The sequence below is a fragment of the Arthrobacter sp. Helios genome, from assembly GCF_023167125.1.
Classification (GTDB): Bacteria; Actinomycetota; Actinomycetes; order Actinomycetales; family Micrococcaceae; genus Arthrobacter_B; species Arthrobacter_B luteolus.
On record NZ_CP095402.1, the window covers coordinates 659,222 to 680,721 of the forward strand.

Here is a 21,500-nt window from a genome sequence, read left to right on the forward strand (position 1 = left end):
TTTGAGAGGGGCTCCCGGATGGGACAGAATGGACACTTGTGACGAGCCAACTAGATTTCACTGCCAGAAAAATTGCGATCCTCGGCGGCGGCCCGGGCGGATATGAGGCCGCGATGGTGGCCGCATCCCTGGGTGCGGACGTCACCATCGTCGAACGCAACGGGCTCGGAGGCTCCGCCGTCCTCACCGACGTCGTACCGTCCAAAACCCTCATTGCCACTGCTGACGTGATGACCCGCATGAGTTCGGCCTCCAACCTGGGAGTCGACTTCGGCGAAGCCGGCAAGCCCGTGGTGGCAGATCTGAAGGTCGTTAACCACCGTCTGCTCGCCCTGGCCAAGGAACAGTCCAATGACATCCGGCGCACGCTGGAGCGCATGGGTGTGAAGGTGCTCGTGGGTGAGGGCCGGCTGCTGGACAACCGCACCATCGAGGTGACCTCCGACGAAGGCACCACCACCGTGGAAGCTGAGGCGCTGCTGATCTCCACCGGCGCGAACCCTCGCGAACTGGAATCCTCCATGCCGGACGGCGAGCGGATCTTCACCTGGAAGCAGATCTACAACCTGACCGAGGTTCCCGAGCACCTGATCGTCATCGGCTCGGGCGTCACCGGCGCCGAGTTCGCCTCGGCCTACAACGGCCTGGGCGCACGCGTTACGCTGATTTCCAGCCGTGACCGGGTGCTCCCCGGGGAAGACGCCGACGCCGCCCGCGTCCTGGAGGATGTTTTCCAGGCCCGCGGCATGACCGTGCTGTCCCGCTCCCGCGCAGAATCCGTGAAAAACACCGGTGACGGTGTCCTGGTCACCCTCTCCGACGGCCGCACCGTTGAAGGCTCGCACTGCCTGGTCGCCGTCGGCGCCATCCCGAACACCCGGGACATCGGCCTGGAAGAGGCCGGGGTGACCCTGGATGAATACGGACAGATCAAGGTCGACGGCGTTTCCCGCACCACGGCCTCCAACGTCTACGCGGCCGGCGACTGCACCGGCGTGTTCAACCTTGCCTCGGTCGCCGCCATGCAGGGCCGCATCGCCATCGCCCACCTGATGGGGGACAGCGTGAAGCCGCTGAAACTGAAGAACGTTGCCTCAAACATCTTCACCTCCCCGGAAATCGCATCCGTAGGCGTCTCCGAAGCCGACATCGCGGCCGGCCGCTATCAGGGCGATGTCATCAAGCTGTCCCTGCACACGAACGCGCGCGCCAAGATGATGGACGTGAAGGAAGGCTTCGTGAAGATCATTGCGCGGAAGGGATCCGGGACAGTCATCGGCGGCGTCGTCGTCGGCCCGCGTGCCTCGGAGCTGATCTTCCCGATCGCCCTGGCCGTCACCCAGAAGCTCCACGTGGATGACGTGGCGAACACCTTCACCGTGTACCCCTCGCTCACCGGCTCGATCTCGGAGGCCGCGCGGCGCCTCCACGTGCACCTGTAACCCAGCCCTCCAGCCAAGGCCCGGCCCCGGACGTTCACGCGCTCCGGGACCGGGCCCTGGCTGTTTGAGCAGCCTGCCACGGCATGACAGTCAAGGTATGACAGTCAAGGCATGACACCAGGGGTGTCCAAATAGTGGACGGATGTCCGAATGGCGGACGCCGGGTTTTAGGATGAACTGTTTCCATCCCGCACCCGAAAGACTCACCCCATGTCAACAGAAACCTCCAGTGCCGAGGCTGCAAAGGCCCCGGCCAACTCCCGCGGACGCGTCATCGTCGCGTCCCTGGTCGGCACCTCGATCGAGTTCTACGACTTCTACGTCTATGCGACCGCGGCCGTCCTCGTCTTCCCCGTCCTGTTCTTCCCGAACGCCGAGGGCGTCACAGCCCTGCTGAGCTCCTTCGCCGTCTTCGGTGTGGCATTCATTGCCCGTCCGCTGGGCTCGATTATTTTCGGGCACTTCGGTGACAAGGTGGGCCGCAAGGGCACGCTGGTGGCTTCGCTGCTGACCATGGGTATCGCCACGTTCCTGATCGGTTGCCTGCCGACGGCCAACGTTGCCGGCTGGACCTTCTGGGCCCCGGCACTGCTGGTGGTTATGCGCTTTGCCCAGGGCCTTGCCCTCGGCGGTGAATGGTCCGGTGCGGCGCTGCTGGCGACGGAGAACGCTCCGGCGAACAAGCGCGCCATCTACGGCACGTTCCCGCAGCTGGGCGCTCCCATCGGCTTCATCCTGGCCAACGGGCTGTTCCTGTTCCTGAGCTTCAACCTCAGCGAAGACCAGTTCATGTCCTGGGGCTGGCGGATTCCGTTCCTGGCCAGCGCCGTGATGGTCATCATTGGCCTCTACGTCCGGCTGAAGCTCGTGGAGACCCCGGCCTTCCAGAAGGTTGTTGATTCCGGTGAGGTGAGCAAGCTGCCGCTGGCCGCTGCGTTCAAGTTCTCCTGGCGCCCGATGATCGCCGGTACGTTCATCATGCTGGCCACCTACGTGCTCTTCTACCTGATGACCACGTTCACCCTGTCCTACGGCACCGCTGCCAAGACCGCCGAAGAAGCACAGGCAAAGGCCGAGGCTGCAGGCAAGGCATTCGACCCCGACACGTTCGCCGCCGGACTGGGCTACGCCCGGAACGACTTCCTGATCATGCTGATCGTCGGCGTCGTCTTCTTCGGTATCTTCACCATGGTCGCCGGACCGCTGGCCGAGAAGTTCGGCCGCCGCAAGACCCTGCTGTGGGTCACCGCCGGCATCTTCGTCTTCGGCTTCACCTTCGCCCCGCTGTTCGGCGGCGGATTCGCCGGCACCATGGCGCTGCTGATCCTCGGCTTCACCCTGATGGGCCTGACCTTCGGGCCGATGGGCGCGGTGCTGCCGGAGCTCTTCCCGACCAACGTGCGGTACACCGGCTCGGCGATCGCCTACAACGTGTCCTCGATCCTGGGTGCCGCCGTCGCGCCGTTCATCGCCGTCGCTCTCTGGCAGGCCGCTGACGGCAGCCCGTGGCTGGTGGGCGTCTACCTCTCCTCCATGGCGGTGCTGACCTTCATTGCACTGTTCGTGACCCGCGAGACCAAGGACGTCGATTACGTGAACCACTCCAGCTAGGAGCTCCGGCTCCAAGCGGCGAAAGGCCCGGATCCTCACGGATCCGGGCCTTTCGTTTGGGTCAGTCCTTTATCAGGTCCGCCTAGTCGAGGATGGTGGCGATAACCGCCCCGGCAGAGACCGTGGCACCCGGCAGGGCGCTCAGGCCACTGACCGTGCCGGACTTGTGGGCGGTCAGCGGCTGCTCCATCTTCATCGCTTCCAGCACCACTACCAGGTCTCCCTCGGCCACAACGGTGCCGTCCTCCACCGCCACCTTCACGATGGTTCCCTGCATGGGGGAGGTGAGGTCGTTGCCGGTCGCGGCAGCGGAGGCGGAGCGGGAGCGGCCCTTGCGGGGTTTGCCGTTGGATGCGGTGCCGCGGGAGGGCGCGGAGGCCAGTCCGGCGGGAAGAACCACTTCCAGGCGCTTTCCGCCGACTTCGACCGTCAGGCGCTGCCGGGACGCGTCCTCGCCGGAGCCTTGTGCGGGCTCGCCGGAGAAGGCCGGAATGGTGTTGTTGAATTCCGTCTCGATCCAGCGGGTGTGGACGCTGAAGGGACCTTCCTCGGGCGCGAACGCCGGGTCCGACACCACTGCGGCGTGGAACGGCAGGACCGTGGGAAGCCCGGTGATCTCCATTTCCTGCAGAGCACGGCGGGCGCGCTGCAGCGCCTGGGTACGGGAGGAGCCGGTGATGATCAGCTTGGCGAGCATGGAGTCGAAGTTGCCGCCAACGGTTTCCCCGGCCTCGATGCCGGAGTCCACGCGGACGCCCGGCCCGGAGGGCAGACGCAGCGTGTCGACCGTGCCGGGGGAGGGCATAAAGCCGCGGCCGGCGTCCTCGCCGTTGATCCGGAATTCGAAGGAGTGACCGCGGATTTCCGGGTCCGTGTAGCCCAGTTCCTCACCGCGGGCGATGCGGAACTGCTCGCGGACCAGGTCGATTCCGGTGACCTCCTCCGACACCGGGTGCTCCACCTGCAGGCGGGTGTTGACCTCGAGGAAGGAAATGGTTCCGTCGGTGCCCACCAGGAACTCGCAGGTTCCGGCGCCCTGGTATCCGGCCTCCCGGAGCAGGGCCTTGGAGGATTCATACAGCCGCTGGTTCTGTTCGGCTGTGAGGAACGGGGCGGGTGCCTCTTCCACGAGCTTCTGGTTGCGGCGCTGCAGCGAGCAGTCGCGGGTGGAGATGACGACGACGTTGCCGTGGGCGTCTGCCAGGCACTGCGTTTCCACGTGCCGCGGTGAGTCCAGGAACCGTTCGATGAAGCACTCGCCGCGGCCGAAAGCTGCCGTGGCCTCGCGGACCGCAGAGTCGTAGAGCTCGGGAATCTCCTCAAGCGTCCTGGCCACCTTGATGCCGCGCCCGCCACCGCCGAAGGCTGCCTTGATGGCCACGGGCAGGCCGTGTTCCTGGGCGAAGGCCAGTACTTCGTCGGCGCTGGTGACCGGATCTGCCGTTCCCGGAACCAGGGGGGCACCAACCTTGGCTGCCAGGTGCCGGGCCTGGACCTTGTCGCCCAGCTGGTCGATAGCTTCGGGGGAGGGGCCGATCCACGTCAGTCCCGCGGCGATGACGCGCCGGGCAAATTCCGCGTTTTCGGACAGGAAGCCGTAACCGGGATGGACAGCGTCTGCTCCGGCGCGCGCGGCGGCGGCCAGCAGCTTGTCCATATCGAGGTAGGTCTCAGCCGCGGTGCTGCCGCCGAGGGCGTAGGCCTCGTCCGCGAGCCGGACGTGCAGTGCGTCCCGGTCAGGTTCTGCATAAACGGCGACCGTGCCGATTCCTTCGTCGCGTGCTGCCCGGATGATCCGGACGGCAATCTCGCCGCGGTTGGCAATCAGGACCTTGCCCAGGGGGACTGTGGTGAACTGGCTCATGAAATGCAGTGGCTCCTTTGATCTGTTGGGAGCCTAGCGCGCTTTTGTGCTCTCCCGCCATAAACCGTGCTGTTTCTGCGTGGGTCAGGTACTTTCGTTGTGGAAACCCTACAAACGTGTTGCGCCGGTGTGACGTGGAGGGGACGCGGGCCCGGAAACGGCCTTCCACGGTGAAAGCGGCTTATGCACAGGGTTGCTGGCGATGCGGGTGGCTGCCTGGTGGCGCACTGGGTGGTGGCGCGCCCCGCGGGGGAGCACCAGGCACCCCGCAGGAGCAACAACCCAGCGGATTTCCCGCAGGCAGAACTTACTTCCAGAGAGACGTAACGCCCACGCCGGCGCTGGCCAGAAGATGCCGGAGAGTGGACACGGAGAGGCCGACGACGGCGTGCGGATCGCCCACGACCCGTTCGATGAAAGCGCCTCCGAGGGAGTCGATGGTGAACGAGCCGGCAACCTCCAGCGGTTCGCCGGTCGCAATGTAGGCCTCGATTTCCTCGTCCAGGAGTTCGGCGAAATGCACTTCGGCGGAGCTGACGGCCCCCAGCGTGGCACCGGAGCCGTCGTCGTCGGTGTCCCGGCAGTCCACGAGCCAGTGGCCGGTGTGGAGCACGCCGTGGCGGCCGCTCATGCGCCGGATCCGTTCGCGGGCGATGTCGGCCTCCCACGGTTTGCCGTGCGCCTCGCCGTCGAACTCGAAGACCGAATCGCAGCCGAGGACCAGCGCGCCCTCCGCCTCCGGGAGCGATGCAACGGCCTCCGCCTTGGCGCGGGCCAGCAGCAGGGCGGTGTCGTGCGGGTCGGTCTGCCCGTAACGGGCAGTGACGGCGTCCTCGTCCACATCGGAGACGAGCACACGGTGGGTAATGCCGGCGTTGGACAGAAGCTTGGTGCGGGCGGGGGAAGCGGAGGCGAGGATCAGCGTCAGGTCAGTCACGGTCTCCAGCCTAGTGCGCGTGCGCGGCCCGGGGCGAAAGCGGGAGACGCCGGAGGCAGCGGGGCAGCGGGATGCGGCGGGAGACGCCCCACCGCCCTCAACCTGCCCCCCCCGGACAGCAGAATGGCCGCCCCAGCATTGGGACGGCCATTCCAGAAGGGTGCGAGTACCTGCACCCTACACCGCTTTAGGAGCGCGCGGGGGCTTCTGCAGGGAGGGAAGTTTCCTCCTGTGCAGCGGGTGAATCCTCGTTGCTGATGTTGTCATCGGAATCGTCATCGAACGGGTCACCGGTGCGCTTGGCGTTGTACAGCTCGTGCTGCAGCAGGCCGTTGCGCTTGGCCACGATCGTGGGCACCACGGTCTGGCCGGCCACGTTGACGGCGGTCCGGCCCATGTCGATGATCGGGTCGATCGCCAGGAGCAGTGCGACGCCGTCCAGCGGCAGTCCCAGGGTGGACAGGGTCAGGGTGAGCATCACGACGGCGCCGGTGGTTCCGGCGGTCGCTGCCGACCCGAGGACGGCGACGACGGCGATCAGCAGGTACTGGCCGAGGCTCAGATCAATGCCGAAGAACTGGGCCACGAAGATGGCGGCGATGGCCGGGTAGATCGCGGCGCAGCCGTCCATTTTGGTGGTCGCGCCCAGGGGTACGGCGAAGGACGCGTAGGCCCGGGGTACACCGAGGTTCCGTTCCGTGACCCGCTGGGTCAGGGGCAGCGTGCCCACGGAGGAGCGGGAAACGAAGCCGAGCTGGATGGCGGGCCAGGCGCCGGAGAACCACTGGCGGATGGAGAGCCCCTGGCTCTTGATCAGGACGGGGTAGACCACGAAGATCACCAGGGCCAGGCCAAGGTAGACGGCCACCGTGAAGGTGCCGAGGGAACCGATGGTGTCCCAGCCGTAGGTGGCGACGGCGCGGCCGATCAGGCCGACGGTACCCAGCGGTGCGAGGCGGATGATCCACCAGAGCACCTTCTGGATAACAGCCAGTGCGGAGGCATTCAGGGCCAGGAACGGTGCGGCGGGCTTGCCGACCTTCAGGGCGGCAATGCCGACGGCGATCGCGATGACCAGGACCTGCAGCACGTTGAAGTTCAGCGACGTGGTCAGGGACTCCGTGGTGGAAGCGGTCAGGCCGAGGAAGTTGCCGGGAACGAGGCCGGTCAGGAAGCCGATCCAGCTGCCGGTGCTGCCTTCGTACCCGGGCGGGGTGGCGGCGTCGGCGTTGGCTCCGGGCTGCATCACGACGCCCAGGGCAATGCCGATGCCGACGGCGATCAGCGCCGTGATGCCGAACCACAGCAGTGTCTGCCAGGCGAGCCGCGCAGCATTGGAAACCTGTCGGAGGTTGGCGATCGAACTGACAACGGCCGTGAAGATCAGCGGAACCACGGCTGCCTTGAGCAGGGAGACGTAGCTGGAGCCGATGGTGGCCAGGGTGGTGGCGAGCCAGTTCGGCTCACCGCCGGTTTCGCCCATCGACCTGGCCAGCAGGCCCAGGCAGAGGCCAACCACCAGGGCAGCGATGATCTGCGGGCCGAAAGCTGTGGCCCAGCGGGGGAGCCTGCGGCGGGTGGCGGCGTCGGCCGGGGACTGGGGAGGTGTCTGTGGTGAAGTCACGTTGAAAATGCTAGACGAGGCTCCATACCAGAGTCTTTTTAGGGTTGCGAAATGTTACGCCGGGGAATTCGGCTGCAGGTTGAAATCTCACGCCGGAATCCCCGGACTGTGGCGCGCAGCGGCGGACCGCCGGCAATATTCCTGACTGGCCTGTGAGGATTCTCGCAGGAAAGAGCCCGGCTGGTCCGGTCAAAACCGGACCGGCCGGAAAGGCAGAACGTGCCCGGCAAGCTGCCGGGCACGTTCCCATCCTCATGATCAGCTGAAGGCTAGCTTCCCAGCAGCGCCCGGCGCAGGGTGTCCAGGCCGACCGAACCGAGCTGGAGTGCCTTGGTGTGGAAGGCCTTCTCATCGAAGGACTCACCTTCACGGGTGCGGACCTCATCCCGGATCTGCTCCCAGAGGCGCTGGCCGAGCTTGTAGGCGGGAGCCTGTCCCGGCCAGCCCAGGTAGCGGGTGAACTCGAAGTTGAGCTGGCCCTCTGAGATAGCGATGTTCTGCTTGAGGAAGTCGTAGCCCTTCTCCGGGGTCCAGGTGCCCGTGCCCCAGCGCTCCGGAACTTCGAGTTCCAGGTGGACGCCGATGTCGAAGACGACGCGGGCGGCACGCATCCGCTGCGCGTCGAGCATACCCATCCGGTCGCCGGGATCGCTGAGGTAGCCGAGCTCGGCCATCAGCCGTTCGGCGTAGAGTGCCCAGCCTTCGCCGTGCCCGGAAACCCAGCACACGTTGCGGCGCCAGCCGTTCAGCAGGTCCCGGGAGGCAACCGCCGTGGCGATCTGCAGGTGATGGCCGGGAACGCCCTCGTGGTAGACGGTGGTGGTTTCCTTCCACGTGGTGAAGGTGTCTTCGCCCTCGGGGACGGACCACCACATGCGGCCGGGCCGGGAGAAGTCATCGCTGGGACCGGTGTAGTAGATCCCGCCCTCGTTCGTGGGCGCGATCATGCATTCCAGCTTGCGCATCGGTCCGGTGATGTCGAAGTGGGTGCCGGAGAGTTCTGCCACGGCGCGGTCGGAGAGCTCCTGCATCCAGGTGCGCAGCTCTTCGGTGCCGTTCAGCTGGCGGTCCGGATCGGCGTCGAGCAGGTCCATGGCCTCGCGGACTGAGGCGCCCGGCCGGATCTGGTTGGCCACTTCCTCCTGCTCGGCGATGATGCGGTCCAGCTCCGCTACGCCCCACTGGTAGGTTTCCTCCAGGTCGACGGCGGAGCCGAGGAACTGGCGGGACATCAGCGCGTAGCGCTCGGCGCCCACGGCGTCCTTTTCCGGTGCGGCGGGCAGCAGCTCTCCGCTGAGGAAGTCCACGAGCGCGCGGTAGGCGGCGCGGGCGCCGTCGGCGTTCTCCCGGAGCGAAGTTTTCAGCGCCTCGGGCAGTTCAGTGCCGTCGGACAGTGCGGCGTTGCCGGCGAAGGAATCAAAGAAGCCGCCGTCCTCGGCGTACTTGCCTGCCTGCTCCATCACGATCTTTACCTGCCGGCGGGCAGCTACGCGGCCCTGCTCGGCACCGCTGCGCAGCGAGGTGATGTAGCCGGCGACGGCGTCGGGCAGATTGTGCAGGCGGCCGGAGATGTGTTCCCAGGCTTCGACGGTGTCGGTGGGCATCAGGTCGAAGATCGCACGGATGTCCTGGGCCGGGGACGCGATGTTGTTCAGGTCGGCAAGGTCCCAGCCGGATTCGTGGATTTCCAGGGCGAGGCCCAGGCGTTCCCGCATCGCATCCAGGGTCACGCGGTCGACGTCGTCCGCGGGCTGCAGGTCCTCAAGCCTTCCGAGGGTTTCCCGCATCGCTTCTGCGGTGGATTCCAGGCCGGCGGGGGAGTAGTCGGCGTACTCCGTTTCGTGGCCCGGGATGCCCAGTGTGGTTGCGAAGGACGGATCCAGGTGCAGCAGATTTTCGGTGAATGCTTCCGCGACGGCATCGATGGCTGTTGGAGTGCGCGTCCCGGCGGTGGACAGGGATTCTGGCGAGGTTGTCTGTTCAGTCACACCCCCGAGCGTAACGCGTCAGCGGTAGCTGCGCCGCCACGAGCCCGGCCCGGGAGCGGGCCGCAGGCTCAGCTGGCGCCGCCTGGTCCAGGCGCGGCGGGTGCTCGCCGGGTCCGCAGCGGCGTGCGCGCCGGCCGGTCCGTCCTGACCGGAACCGGCGGCAAGACTGACGACGACGGCGGTCAGGACAGCGAGTTCCTCGTCCGTGGGATTGCCGGCCAGGACCTGGAACAGCGGCTCTTCCGGTGCGCCGTCGGTTTCGTTTGCCGGACTCACAGCGGGATGTTCCCGTGCTTCTTATGCGGCAGCGTTGCGCGTTTGTCGCGCAGGGCGCGCAGGCCGCGGATCAGCTGCAGCCGGGTTTCCGAGGGCGCGATCACAGCGTCCACGTAACCCAGCTCCGCCGACTGGTACGGGTTGAGCAGTTCTTCCTCGTACGCGTTGATGTAGCCCTGCCGCACCTCGTCGACGTCGCGGCCTTCCGCCGCGGCCGCTGCCAGCTGCCCGCGGTACAGGATGTTCACCGCGCCCTGGGCGCCCATCACGCCGATCTGCGCGGTTGGCCAGGCGACGTTGAGGTCAGCGCCCAGCTTCTTGGAACCCATCACGATGTACGCGCCGCCGTAGGCCTTGCGGGTGATCACGGTCAGCTTCGGCACGGTGGCCTCTGCGTAGGCGTAGAGCAGCTTGGCACCGCGGCGGATGATGCCCTGGAATTCCTGGTCCTTGCCGGGCAGGAAGCCGGGAACGTCCACGAAGGTCAGGATGGGGATGTTGAAAGCGTCGCAGTTCCGGACAAACCGGGCAGCCTTCTCGGAGGCGTTGATGTCCAGTGTGCCGGCGAACTGCAGGGGCTGGTTGGCGACGATGCCCACCGTGTGCCCTTCGAGCCGGCCGTAGCCGATGATCACGTTGGGGGCGTAGAGGGACTGCATTTCCAGGAAATGCCCGTCGTCGACCACCTGCTCAATGACTGTGCGCATGTCATACGGCTGGTTCGCGGAGTCCGGAATGAGGGTGTCCAGGGCGAGGTCGCCGTCGTTGATTTCCAGGTCCTGGTCGAACGCCGCCAGGGGGGCCTCGGCGAGGTTGTTGGAGGGCAGGAAGTCCAGCAGCTCCCGCACGAAATCGATGGCGTCTTCTTCGTCCGAGGCCAGGTAGGTGGACGTGCCGGTATTGGCGTTATGCTGCCGTGCGCCGCCCAAAGTCTCCATGTCCACGTCTTCGCCGGTGACCGTCTTGATCACGTCCGGTCCGGTGATGAACATATGGGAGGTCTTGTCCACCATCACCACGTAGTCGGTCAGGGCGGGGGAGTACGCGGCGCCGCCGGCGGACGGGCCCATGATCAGGGAGATCTGGGGAACGACGCCGGACGCGTGGACATTGTTGCGGAAGATATCGGCGAACATCGCCAGGGAGGCCACACCCTCCTGGATCCGGGCGCCGCCGCCGTCGAGGATGCCGATGACCGGGCAGCCGTTGCGCAGGGCGTGTTCCTGGACCTTGACGATCTTTTCGCCGTTGACCTGGCTCAGGGATCCGCCGTAGACGGTGAAGTCCTGGCTGTAGACCGCAACCGGGCGGCCGTCGACGGTGCCGTAGCCGGACACCAGTCCGTCACCCAGCGGCTTCTTCTTTTCCATCCCGAAGGCGGTGGAGCGGTGGACGGCCAGGGCGTCGAATTCCACAAAGGAGCCCTCGTCCAGGAGCAGGTCGATGCGTTCACGGGCGGTGTGCTTGCCCCGGGCGTGCTGCTTCTCGATGGCGGCGGTTCCGGAGGGCGCAGCGGCCAGGGCCTGGCGGCGCCGGAAGTCCGCAATCTTGCCTGCTGTGGTCTGCAGATCGATGTCCTGGTCGATGCTCATGTGTTCTCCGGGTGCTTCTGGGGGTGGCTGCCGGTCGGTGCCCCACCCCAACGGTGCGTCATGACGGGTCAGGACGGGTTAAGTAGGTTTTACACAACTGGGCGGGCGTTCCACCCAGTCTAGTGAGCGGCAACACCTATCCCGGGTGTAGGAATCCTACAATTTCGATCCCGGCGCGTTGGCCCGCTGAAAGATACCGGCAGCGGAGCGGGGGTGCGGTGCCCCGCGGGCAAGGCGCTGGCAGGCCGGCTGGCGGCCGGCCTGATGTTACTGGTGAGTAACATATTTGCCCCGGGTGCATTACCCTGTCCGTATGACCTCGAACACAGCCTCAATGAACCCGCGTTCCCTGGCCGGACGCACCATCCTGATGTCCGGAGGCAGCCGCGGCATTGGGCTGGCCATCGCCCTGCGGGCAGCGGCCGACGGCGCCAACATAGCGATGCTGGCGAAGACTGCCGAACCGCACCCCAAGCTGGAGGGCACGGTGTACACCGCGGCGGAACAGCTGGAGGCCGCCGGCGGAAAAGCCCTGCCGATCATTGGCGATGTCCGCAGCGACGAGGACGTTGCCAATGCCGTCGCCGCCACGGTGGAACGGTTCGGCGGCATCGACATCGTGCTGAACAATGCCTCCGCCATCGATCTGCGCAGCACCGACGACGTCAGTATGAAGAGCTACGACCTGATGCAGGACATCAACGCGCGTGGCACGTTCCTGCTGTCCAAGTCTTCGCTGGCGGCCCTGCGGAACTCGGACAACGGGCACATCCTCACGCTTTCGCCGCCGCTGAACCTCGACCCGAAGTGGGCCGGAAGCTACCTCGCCTACACGATGGCCAAATACGGCATGTCCCTGACCACACTGGGCCTGGCCGAAGAACTTCGGAAGGACGGCATCGGGGTCAACTCGCTCTGGCCGTGCACCTCCATCGACACCGCTGCCATCCGCAACATGCCCGGCGGCACCGAACTGGCCCGGGTGTCCCGCAGCGCCGACATCATGGCCGACGCCGCGCACGCCATCCTGACCCGCCCGGGAAAGGAAGCCACGGGCAACTTCTACACCGATGAACAGGTCCTGGCCGAGGAGGGAGTCACTGACTTCACCAAATACAGCCTCGGTGCTTCGGAAGACCAGCTCATGGCCGACTTTTTCCTCTGAGGCAGGCACCCGCCGGGGTGGGGGACCCGGCGCGTAAGATCGGAGGCATGCATTTGCACTACTCCAGCATGGAGCGTCCACCCCTGGAACCGCAGCGGCTCCAGGCGCGTCTTGTTGCCCCGGCTGGCCCCCTGTCCCGGCTGGACGTGGTTTCCGAAACCGGATCCACAAACGTTGACCTCGCGGACTCTGCCCGGCTGGTGCCTTCGCAGTACCCAGATCTCTCGGTCCTGACCGCGGAACTCCAGACGGCCGGCCGGGGCAGGCTGGGCCGCACCTGGGAAGCTCCGGTACGTTCCTCGCTGTTCGTCAGCGTCCTGCTGCGTCCGGTCAACCCGTCCGGGCGGCCGCTGCCGACCCAGTCCTACGGCTGGCTGTCCCTGCTCTCAGCGTTGTCCCTGACCGAAAGCATCGCCGCCCGCACGGGGGTGGAGCCCAAACTGAAATGGCCCAACGATGTCATGGTGGACGGCCGGAAGCTGGCGGGCGTCCTGGCCCAGGTGGTTCCGGAAACGTCGGGCAATCCGCCCGCCGTCGTCGTTGGCACCGGCCTGAACGTATCCCTCACCGATGAGGACCAGCCGGTGAGCACCGCCACCAGCCTGCTCATGGAGTACGCCTCCACCACCGACCGGAACGTCCTGCTGGAGGATTATCTGCTCCGTTTTACGGCGGACTACCGCGGGTTCTGCGCCGTTGACGGGGACGCCGAGGCGTCCCAGCCAGACGGGCGGACACTGAAGGAGAGCATCTCCTCCAGGATGGTCACGCTGGGCCAGGAAGTCCGGGCTTTCCTGCCGGACGGATCAGACCTGGTCGGCCGCGCGGTTGGCCTCGATCCGCATGGCGGACTGCTGATTCTCGACGGCGAGGGTGTCCGGCACGCGGTGACCGCGGCGGATGTGGTGCATCTCCGGGCCGCCCAGGCATGAGCGCGCGCCCATACGGACTCCGGTGCGGATGAGGCTGGAGCCGGGGGAACAGGTCATCGTGGCTGCACGGCCGCATGCCGGGCCACTGCTCGGGCCTATTCTGCTGGCCGCTGCCGCCTGTGCCGCCGCCGGCTTCGCCCTGGGATACCTGAGCCGGGAAACCCTCCCGGCTGCCCTGGCGGAGTGGACCTTTGTGCTGGTGCCCGCCGTCGTGCTCCTGACCCTCCTGCTGCTGGCACGGTTCTGCATACCGCCGGTGCTGCGCTGGAACGCCACCCGGTACGTCCTGACCAGCCGCCGGCTGATCCAGCGCCGGGGAGTGCTCCGGCGCCGCGAACACGACCTGCCGCTGGCCTCGATCTACCAGCTGGAAGCGCGGCAGGGGATCCTGCAGCGGATGCAGCGTGCCGGAACCCTGCGGATCGACCTTGGCCGCGGCCGGGTGATCGACTATGCCTCCATGCCTGAGGTGCACCGGTTCAAGTCAATTGTGTTGGCCACCATAGAGCAGCTGCCCATGACTGTGATGTTCGATGGTGTAGATATTGAAGGAAGCACGGGTTACGACGACGATTGGAGCGGCCATGAGTGATCAGGGCCACGAAGCGCCTGACGACGCTGCCGAGCCCGAGCCCGAGCCGCTGACGCTGTCCATGAACACCGTGCCGGTGCCGGACAAGGCGGAACCTGCGGAGTCCCCGGGGTCGATCGACCGCGAGGACGTGCGGAAGCTCGAAGCTCAGCTGATTGGCGGTCCGCGTACGCTCAAGCGGCGCGAGGCCGCTGCGGGTGCAGGTGTCTCCCTGCTTTCCGCGCGCAAGCTGTGGCGGGCCATGGGTTTTCCTAACCTCGACGACGACGCCGTGTTCTTCACCGAAGCGGACCGCGATGCGCTGAGCACGGTGATCCAGCTGGTCCGCGATGAACAGCTCACCGAGGAAGCCGCCATCTCGATTATGCGTTCCATCGGCCAGATGACCGACCGCATGGTGGTGTGGCAGATTGAGGCCCTGGTGGAGGAGATGGTGGTCCAGCGTGGAATCACCGACGCCGAGGCGCGGAAGAAGCTCGTCGCGGCGCTGCCGGACCTCATCGAGCCGCTGGAGAAGACCCTCGTCTACGCCTGGAAGCGGCAGCTGAACGCCGCGATCCAGCGGCTGGCCCTGCGCGCGGAGGCCGGACTGGCCAGCCACGACTCGGACACTGACGATAATCCGCTGCCGCTGGCGCGCGCCGTCGGATTCGCGGACCTGGTCTCCTACACCAGCCTGTCGCGGCAGATGAACGAGAAGACGCTGGCGCAGATGGTGCAGCGTTTTGAGCACAAGTGCTCCGAAATCATTTCCGTGGGCGGCGGCCGGCTGGTGAAGACCATCGGCGACGAAGTGCTCTTCAACGCCGAAACCCCGGAAGCCGGCGCCGAGATCTCCCTGGCGCTGGCGAAGGCCTTCACCGAGGATGAGCTGCTTCCCTCCGCCCGGGTGGCGATGGTGTGGGGCCGTGTCCTCTCCCGGCTGGGCGATATCTACGGACCCACCGTCAACCTCGCCTCCCGGCTGACCTCGCTGGCGGAACCCGGGACAGTGCTGACCGATGCCTCGACGGCCGCGGCGCTGCGCAACAACGACAGCTTCGTCCTGATCCCGCACTCACCGCGCAACGTGCGCGGTTTCGGCGAAATCCACCCCGTGACCCTGGCTCGGGGGACCGGGCAGGGCCTGGTGCTGGACTAGGGTCCGGGCGCCGGGGCCGGGGTCCGTCGGGTTACGCGCTTTAAGGCCTTCGCCCGGCACCCTCAACCCGCCGCACCGGTAACTTTGCGCAGGGAGCTTAGCAATATGCGACACTAGGTGCGTCTGCCTGCCGATCTGCTGCCGCCGCGCCTGGACAGCGCATCTCACGGCCCGCCGCAGCACGGCCAGGCTTGGGGGTTCTTAACAGGGGGAAGCAAGTGTCACTCTTCAGGGGGGCTGCGCGCGCGAAGAGCCGTGCCCGCCGCAAGGCAGCATCGGTCGGCGCCGCAGCCGCCGCGGCCGGGGCGCTTGTCGCCACCGCCATCCTGTATCCCGGATTTGCCAGCGCTGACGTGGACCTGAACGACGGCGGCGTGTGGGTCACCAACGGAACCCAGGGCATGGTGGGACACCTCAACTATTCGGCCCGCATGCTCGACGGCGCCTACGCCGCCAACAGCGACGGGTTCGACGTCACGCAGAACGCGGGCAGCGTCTTCCACACCAATACCGACCAGTCCAAGGTGTCACCCGTTGACGTAGCCAACGTTGCCCGTGGCAGCGAGGTCCAGCTTCCGGCGTCGGCCACCATCTCGCAGGGCGGCTCCATCATCGCGGTGACCGATCCGGCCGCCGGTGCGGTCTGGCTGACCACCGCCGATGCCCTGCCTTTCTTCAGCGATGCGGAGAACGAACCCGCGCTCGAGGATTCCCCTGGGATCGCCGCCGGAGTCTCCCCGGAGGGCCATGTTGCCGTCGCAGCGCCCCGGGACGGCCTCCTCTACGGCTACGACGTTCAGCCCAACGGCACCTTTGGCGAACCGGAAATCACCGAGGCCGAGGAACTGCGCGGTTTCGGTGACGCCCAGGTGGCCGCCGTCGGTCGCAAGGCCGTTGCCTTCGATCCGGAATCGGGCACCATGGTCCTGCCCGGCGGAAAAACCGTCATCCTGCCCGATACCCGCGGCGCGCGGCTCCAGGAATCGGGGCCGGAATCCGGGTTCGTGGTCCTTGCCACCGCCACGGCCCTGATCAAGCAGCCGCTGGACGGCTCGGACGCCACCGTGACCGAAGTGGCCAGCGGTGGGCTTCCGGCCGCTCCCGTGGTGGTGGACTCCTGCGTCCACGCCGCCTGGTCCGGTGCCGGCACCTACCTCCGCGACTGTGCTTCCGACGCCGACGATTCGCGGGAGGAGATTCCCGGAATCGGCGCGTCTTCCGAACTGGTCTTCCGAGCCAACCGGTCGGTGGTGGTGCTCAACGACATCAACGGCGGAAACATCTGGCTGGTGCTGGAGAACATGCAGCTGGTGGACAATTGGGGCGACGTCATCCCGCCAAAACAGGATTCCAGCGACGACGAAGAGGAATCCGCCAGCGAAAACCCGGTCAACACCCTTCCGGACCGCACCGGGGAAAACCGGCCGCCGGTAGCCGGCGATGACCGGTTCGGTGTCCGCCCCGGCCGCACCACCATCCTGAATGTCCTGGACAATGACACCGATCCCGACGGCGATCTGCTGACAGTCCAGCTTTCGGGCCCCCAGCCCACCGCGGGAACGGTGCAGGAAATCTACAACGGCGCCGGCCTGCAGATAGTGGTCCCGCCCGAAGCAGCGGGAACCAGCACCTTCAACTACGAGGTCCGCGACGGCCGCGGCGGCAGCGCCTCCGCCAGCGCCACTGTGCAGGTGCGGGGCAACACCGAAAACAGTCCGCCCGAGCCGCGGCGGTCCACGAAAATCCTGGTGGAACAGGGCCAATCGGTCAGCCAGAACATCCTCAACGACTGGATGGATCCCGACGGCGATGACCTGGTCCTCGTTTCGGCTGAGCCGACAGCCGACGGCGACCAGGTCCGCAGCCGCTCCGACGGACTGCTGACCTTCCGGGACATCGGCAAAAGCCAGGGCATCAAGGACGTGGCCATCACCGTCTCCGACGGCACCGAAACCACAACCGGCACCGTGACGTTCGATGTCCGCCCGGGCGGAGTTCTGCCGCCGGTGACCAACTTCGACCACTTCACCGCCACCGTCGGCGAGGCCGTCACCCTGTATCCGCTGCAGAACGACCTTGATCCCGCCGGCGGCCGGCTCAGCCTCGCCAAAGCAGAGGCAGAAGACGGTTCAGAAGTTGTCCCGGATTATGAAACGGGAGCCATCGCGTTCACCCCGGACGCCGCGAAAACCTACTACATCGAATATCTGGTGACCAACGGCCCGCAGAGCGCCAGCGGCCTCATCCGGGTGGACGCCGCCGAATCCGGCAGGCAGGGAGCCCCCGTAGCCGTGCGTGACGTGGCCCTGCTGCCGCGCGGCGGCAGCGTGCTGGTGGATGTCCTCGGCAATGACACTGATCCCACCGGCGGCGTGCTGGTGGTGCAGTCGGTCAGTACCGGCAGCAGTTCCCCGCTGGACGTGGCGGTGCTGGACCACAACATCCTGCAGATCCACGACGTCCGCGGCCTCCAGGACCAGTCCACCATCAGCTACACGGTCTCCAACGGAACGGCCAGCGCCAGCGGGGAGGTCAGCGTCCTGCCGGTGGAGGGGCCCGGGACGCTGCTGCCGCCGTCGGCCGCCGCCGACACCGCAACCGTGCGGGTCGGCGATGTGGTGAACATACCGGTCCTGGAAAACGATGTCTCGCCCACCGGCGATACGCTGACACTCAACCCGGTGCTGGCCCAGGGCGTTGATCCGCTGGACGGGCAGATGTTCACCGCAGAGAATACGCTCCGGTTCGTCGCGGGCGAGACGGCCAAGACGGTGTACGCCATCTACGAGGTCCGCGATTCCACCGGGCAGAGCGACTCGGCGCAGGTGCGCATCAACATCCGGCCGCGCGACGACGAGCGGAACACTCCGCCGGTCCCGAAGAACCTGGAAGGCCGTGCCATCGCCGGCACCACCGTCCGGATCCCCGTGCCGCTGGACGGGCTGGACTCCGACGGGGACTCAGTGTTCCTCAACGGGATTGAGGAGGCTCCCAGGTTCGGCGCCGCCGTTCCGGGACCGAACTACATCGACTACACCGCTTCCGCCACCGCGGCGGGCACCGACTCCTTCACCTATTCCGTCCGGGACCGGCTGGGTCTGGTGAACACCGGCACGGTCCGGGTGGGAATCGCGCCCATTGCAGAGGCGAACCAGAAACCCGTGGCGGTCGACGACGCCGTGACGGTGCGTCCGGGCCGCGAGGTCGCCGTGCCTGCGCTGCAGAATGACTCCGACCCTGACGGTGATCCGATCTCCCTGGACCCCGAAGGAGTGACCGCGCAGAACCCGGAGATGAATGCCCGGGCCGACGCCGGCCGGGTCCGCTTCACTGTTCCCGCCGAGGCAGGCAGCTACAACGTGCGCTACGCCGTCCGGGATAACCGCGGCGGCTCAGCGAACGGGAACGTCGCCGTCGTCTCCGATCCGAACGCGGAACTGCTGGCTCCGGTGGCGCGCGATGACCGGGTGGAGGTCGCGGAAATCCGCGGCCGGACCGCCGTCGACGTCGCGGTCCTGGAAAACGACGAAGACCCTGACGGCGTTGCCGAGGATCTCAAGGTGTCCGTGGATCCGTCCCGGCTTACCGCCTCAGCGGCAGGGGACCGGGTCCGGGTGGAACTGCTGGAGGAAGCGCAGATCATCCCGTACACCGTCCAGGACATGGACGGCGGAACTGCCACGGCCGTGATCTGGGTTCCGGGCCTGAGCGCCCAGTACCCGACGCTGCGGAGCAACGCCGTGCTGGAAGTCGAAGCTGCCCAGACCCTGGACCTGGAACTGGCGGAACTCGTTGAGGTCCGGGAAGGCCGGACGCCCCGGATCACCGAGGCAGCCAAGGTCAGCGGCATCGGCTCCTCCAACCGGGATACCTGGGTGGCGGACGAAGACACCCTGGCCTACACCGCCGACGGGAACTACGCCGGACTCGGCTCGATGACCTTCGAAGTCACCGACGGCTCCGGTCCGGATGACCCGGACGGGCTGAAAGCCACCCTGACAGTGCTGATCAACGTGCTTCCGCAGCCCGAGCAGAACCTTCCGCCGGTGATGAGCCCCGGGTCGCTGGAGGCCGCCATCGGCGAGGACGCGGTGACCCTGGACCTGGCCCCGCTGGCCTCCGACCCCAATCCCGGTGACGCCGGGAAGCTGTCCTTCGCACTGGCCGGCCAGGTTCCGGCCGGATTCGAGGCGCGGCTCTCCGGCACGGTCCTGTCCGTCTCAGCCGCGGACGGAGCCACCGTCGGCACGCTGGGGCAGCTGGGTGTCACCGTCACCGACGGGCGCAGCGACCCGGTGGCCGGCCGCGTGGACCTGGCCGTCCTGGGCTCCAGCCGTCCGCTTCCGGTCGCCGCGGACGACTCCGTGGACGACGCCGTGCAGGGCCGGGCGGTCACGGTGCCCGTCCTGGACAATGACGACAACCCGTTCCCGGAAACCCCGCTGGAAATCATGGAGGCCAGCGCCGACGGCAACGGTACCGCCAGCATCCAGGGCAGTTCCGTGGTGGTCACCCCGGCCGCTGATTTCGTGGGCAGCATGACCGTGCAGTACCGGGTGCAGGACAAGACCGGCCAGGCCGACCGGCAGGCCTCGGCCCGGATCCTGCTCACCGTGCAGGGCCGTCCGGACGCACCGGCCACCCCCGTGGTGGAGTCGACCCGCAGCCGCACGGTGGTGCTGGCCTGGGACCCGCCCGCTGCCAACGGGGCTCCGATCACCGGGTACACCGTCACCGGGACCGGTGGCTTCAGCCAGGCCTGCCCGGCCACCACCTGCACGCTCACCGGCCTGACGAACAACGTTGAGTACGCCTTCTCCGTCACGGCCACCAACGTCAACGGCACCTCCGAACCGTCCCCGCAGTCCGCCGTCGTCCGCCCGGACACCCAGCCTGCCCAGCCCGCGCCTCCGGTCCTCACCTTCGGCGACAAGCAGCTGGGCGTCGCCTGGACCCCGCCGGCGAACGACGGGTCGCCGATCGAGTCCTACGACCTGCAGATCTCCCCGGCCCCGGTCAGCGGCGTGTCGCAGAAGACCGTCCCGGCGTCCATGACGCAGACCACCTGGACCGGACTGGCCAACGGCACCAGCTACCGGGTGCGGGTCCAGGCCCGGAATGCCGCTCCGGAACCGTCCGGTTTCAGCGACTACTCGGCGGCCGAGGTCCCCGCCGGAGCACCGGCAGCACCCGGGTCGCCCACCACGGCGCGGGCAGACTCGGTGGGAACGCAGAGCCAACTCACGGTCGACTGGAACGACACCGCAGCCAACGGAGCTCCCGTGACGCAGTACCAATTGCGCGAATCCCAGGGCTCCACCGTGGTGCGCACCCTCGAGGCCGGTGCCGTGTCCAACATGACCGTGCGCGTGGATAACTCCGAGCAGAACTACACCTACGCCGTCCGCGCTCTGAACAAGGCCGGCTGGAGCGACTGGGGACCGGCGTCCGCGCCGCGCCGCGCCGTCGGGACGCCCGACGCTCCGGCGGCGCCAAGCCTGGCTGCCTCCCGCACGGGTGCCGAGGGCCGGGCGGTCACGATCACTTTCAGCCCGCTCAGTGCCAGCGCCCGCAACGGCGCCCGCGCCGAGGAAGTCAGCTACCGCGCCAGCTTCAGCGACGGCCGCTCCCTGGCGGTTAGCAGCGGACAGGAAATCACCGGATTCAGCAACGGGGCAAACATCACCGCCCGGCTGACCGCCGTCGTGAATTCCGACGGGTCCAGCTATGACAGTCCCGCCTCCGCCGCCTCCTCCGCTGTTCAGGTGTACGGCAGCCCGGGAACACCGACGGCCTCCGGTTCGAACGGCGGGCAGGGCAGCACCACCGCCACGCTGTCCTGGGGGCCGCCCAACCAGAACGCGCACGACGTCGCCCAGGTCCAGATCTCGATCGACGGCGGCGGCTGGGAAACAGTCGGTGCCAACGGCAGCCGCAGCGTCGGCAACGGGTACAACCAGGACCACAGCATCCGGGTCCGGGTCCTGAACTCGCAGGGAACACCCGGGGCCGAGGCAGCAGCCTCCGCCCGGACCGGTGCCGAACCACCGCCCAGCATCTGGTCCCTGACAGTCGGCAACGAGCTGACTGCCGCCGAGCGGCGCACCTGCATGGACCCGCAGGGCAGCACCAACTTCCTTAATCCCGGCTGTAAGGGCGAGCACTGGGCTTACCGCGGTGACGTCATCCAGTCACGCTGCTACATCGTGCGCGGTGACGGAACCACCTGGTACCGGCAGGAATCGGGACCCAACCCGTCCAATAACGGCCTGCACATCAAGGGCGTCCACACGAACTACGGCTACAACCCGCCGTCCGGCATGGGCCGCTGCTGAG

At 67.2% G+C, this 21,500-nt stretch carries 13 protein-coding genes; 7 read left to right on the top strand and 6 right to left on the bottom strand.

The window, feature by feature from the left end:
* Positions 1–38: 38 nt before the first annotated feature.
* Positions 39–1,442, top strand: a complete 1,404-nt coding sequence (locus ArtHe_RS02865; RefSeq protein ID WP_066299229.1) for an NAD(P)H-quinone dehydrogenase — start codon at positions 39–41, stop codon at positions 1,440–1,442.
* Between the two features lie 210 nt (positions 1,443–1,652).
* Positions 1,653–3,053, top strand: coding sequence for an MFS transporter (locus ArtHe_RS02870; RefSeq protein ID WP_066299231.1), 1,401 nt, complete (start codon positions 1,653–1,655; stop codon positions 3,051–3,053).
* Positions 3,054–3,135: 82 nt separating this feature from the next.
* Here ArtHe_RS02870 and ArtHe_RS02875 read toward each other — a convergent pair whose 3' ends face one another.
* The 6 genes from ArtHe_RS02875 to ArtHe_RS02900 form a co-directional block, all read right to left on the bottom strand.
* A complete protein-coding gene (locus tag ArtHe_RS02875; RefSeq protein WP_248318674.1) occupies positions 3,136–4,917 on the bottom strand; it encodes a biotin carboxylase N-terminal domain-containing protein in 1,782 nt (593 codons plus the stop codon).
* A gap of 307 nt (positions 4,918–5,224) precedes the next feature.
* Positions 5,225–5,845 carry a nucleoside triphosphate pyrophosphatase gene (locus ArtHe_RS02880; protein WP_248319649.1) on the bottom strand — a complete coding sequence of 207 codons (621 nt, stop codon included), beginning with the start codon at positions 5,843–5,845 and terminating at the stop codon, positions 5,225–5,227.
* Between the two features lie 196 nt (positions 5,846–6,041).
* Positions 6,042–7,478: a dicarboxylate/amino acid:cation symporter gene (locus ArtHe_RS02885; protein ID WP_248318676.1), complete on the bottom strand. Its 1,437-nt coding sequence runs from the start codon at positions 7,476–7,478 to the stop codon at positions 6,042–6,044.
* 269 nt (positions 7,479–7,747) lie between these two features.
* The gene (locus ArtHe_RS02890) at positions 7,748–9,436 is read right to left on the bottom strand and encodes a DUF885 domain-containing protein (RefSeq protein ID WP_248319650.1); all 1,689 of its coding nucleotides are present in this window, start codon (positions 9,434–9,436) and stop codon (positions 7,748–7,750) included.
* Positions 9,437–9,484: 48 nt separating this feature from the next.
* Positions 9,485–9,742, bottom strand: coding sequence for an acyl-CoA carboxylase subunit epsilon (locus tag ArtHe_RS02895; protein WP_066299240.1), 258 nt, complete (start codon positions 9,740–9,742; stop codon positions 9,485–9,487).
* Positions 9,739–11,334: an acyl-CoA carboxylase subunit beta gene (locus ArtHe_RS02900; RefSeq protein WP_066299242.1), complete on the bottom strand. Its 1,596-nt coding sequence runs from the start codon at positions 11,332–11,334 to the stop codon at positions 9,739–9,741. The genes ArtHe_RS02895 and ArtHe_RS02900 overlap by 4 nt, the downstream gene beginning before the upstream one ends.
* Before the next feature lie 313 nt (positions 11,335–11,647).
* Between ArtHe_RS02900 and ArtHe_RS02905 the strand changes: the two genes are divergently transcribed.
* From ArtHe_RS02905 to ArtHe_RS02925, 5 genes are all read left to right on the top strand, one after another.
* On the top strand, positions 11,648–12,499 hold the full coding sequence (locus ArtHe_RS02905) for an NAD(P)-dependent oxidoreductase (RefSeq protein ID WP_248318677.1): 852 nt from the start codon (positions 11,648–11,650) through the stop codon (positions 12,497–12,499).
* Between the two features lie 47 nt (positions 12,500–12,546).
* On the top strand, positions 12,547–13,431 hold the full coding sequence (locus ArtHe_RS02910; protein ID WP_248318679.1) for a biotin--[acetyl-CoA-carboxylase] ligase: 885 nt from the start codon (positions 12,547–12,549) through the stop codon (positions 13,429–13,431).
* Positions 13,432–13,459: 28 nt separating this feature from the next.
* The gene (locus ArtHe_RS02915) at positions 13,460–14,023 is read left to right on the top strand and encodes a PH domain-containing protein (protein WP_066299250.1); all 564 of its coding nucleotides are present in this window, start codon (positions 13,460–13,462) and stop codon (positions 14,021–14,023) included.
* Between the two features lie 61 nt (positions 14,024–14,084).
* Complete coding sequence (locus ArtHe_RS02920; protein ID WP_248319651.1) at positions 14,085–15,164, top strand: adenylate/guanylate cyclase domain-containing protein; 1,080 nt, start codon at positions 14,085–14,087, stop codon at positions 15,162–15,164.
* 218 nt (positions 15,165–15,382) lie between these two features.
* Entirely contained in the window at positions 15,383–21,499 is a 6,117-nt protein-coding gene (locus ArtHe_RS02925) for an Ig-like domain-containing protein (protein WP_248318680.1), read from the top strand.
* Position 21,500: the final 1 nt, after the last annotated feature.

What these genes read in the sequence shown, in the direction of transcription:
- ArtHe_RS02905 (WP_248318677.1), top strand. Translation starts at nt 11,648, where the DNA reads ATGACCTCGAACACAGCCTCAATGAACCCGCGTTCCCTGGCCGGACGC.
- ArtHe_RS02915 (WP_066299250.1), top strand. Translation starts at nt 13,460, where the DNA reads ATGAGGCTGGAGCCGGGGGAACAGGTCATCGTGGCTGCACGGCCGCAT.
- ArtHe_RS02875 (WP_248318674.1), bottom strand. Translation starts at nt 4,917, where the DNA reads ATGAGCCAGTTCACCACAGTCCCCCTGGGCAAGGTCCTGATTGCCAAC.
- ArtHe_RS02920 (WP_248319651.1), top strand. Translation starts at nt 14,085, where the DNA reads ATGAACACCGTGCCGGTGCCGGACAAGGCGGAACCTGCGGAGTCCCCG.
- ArtHe_RS02870 (WP_066299231.1), top strand. Translation starts at nt 1,653, where the DNA reads ATGTCAACAGAAACCTCCAGTGCCGAGGCTGCAAAGGCCCCGGCCAAC.
- ArtHe_RS02910 (WP_248318679.1), top strand. Translation starts at nt 12,547, where the DNA reads ATGCATTTGCACTACTCCAGCATGGAGCGTCCACCCCTGGAACCGCAG.
- ArtHe_RS02900 (WP_066299242.1), bottom strand. Translation starts at nt 11,334, where the DNA reads ATGAGCATCGACCAGGACATCGATCTGCAGACCACAGCAGGCAAGATT.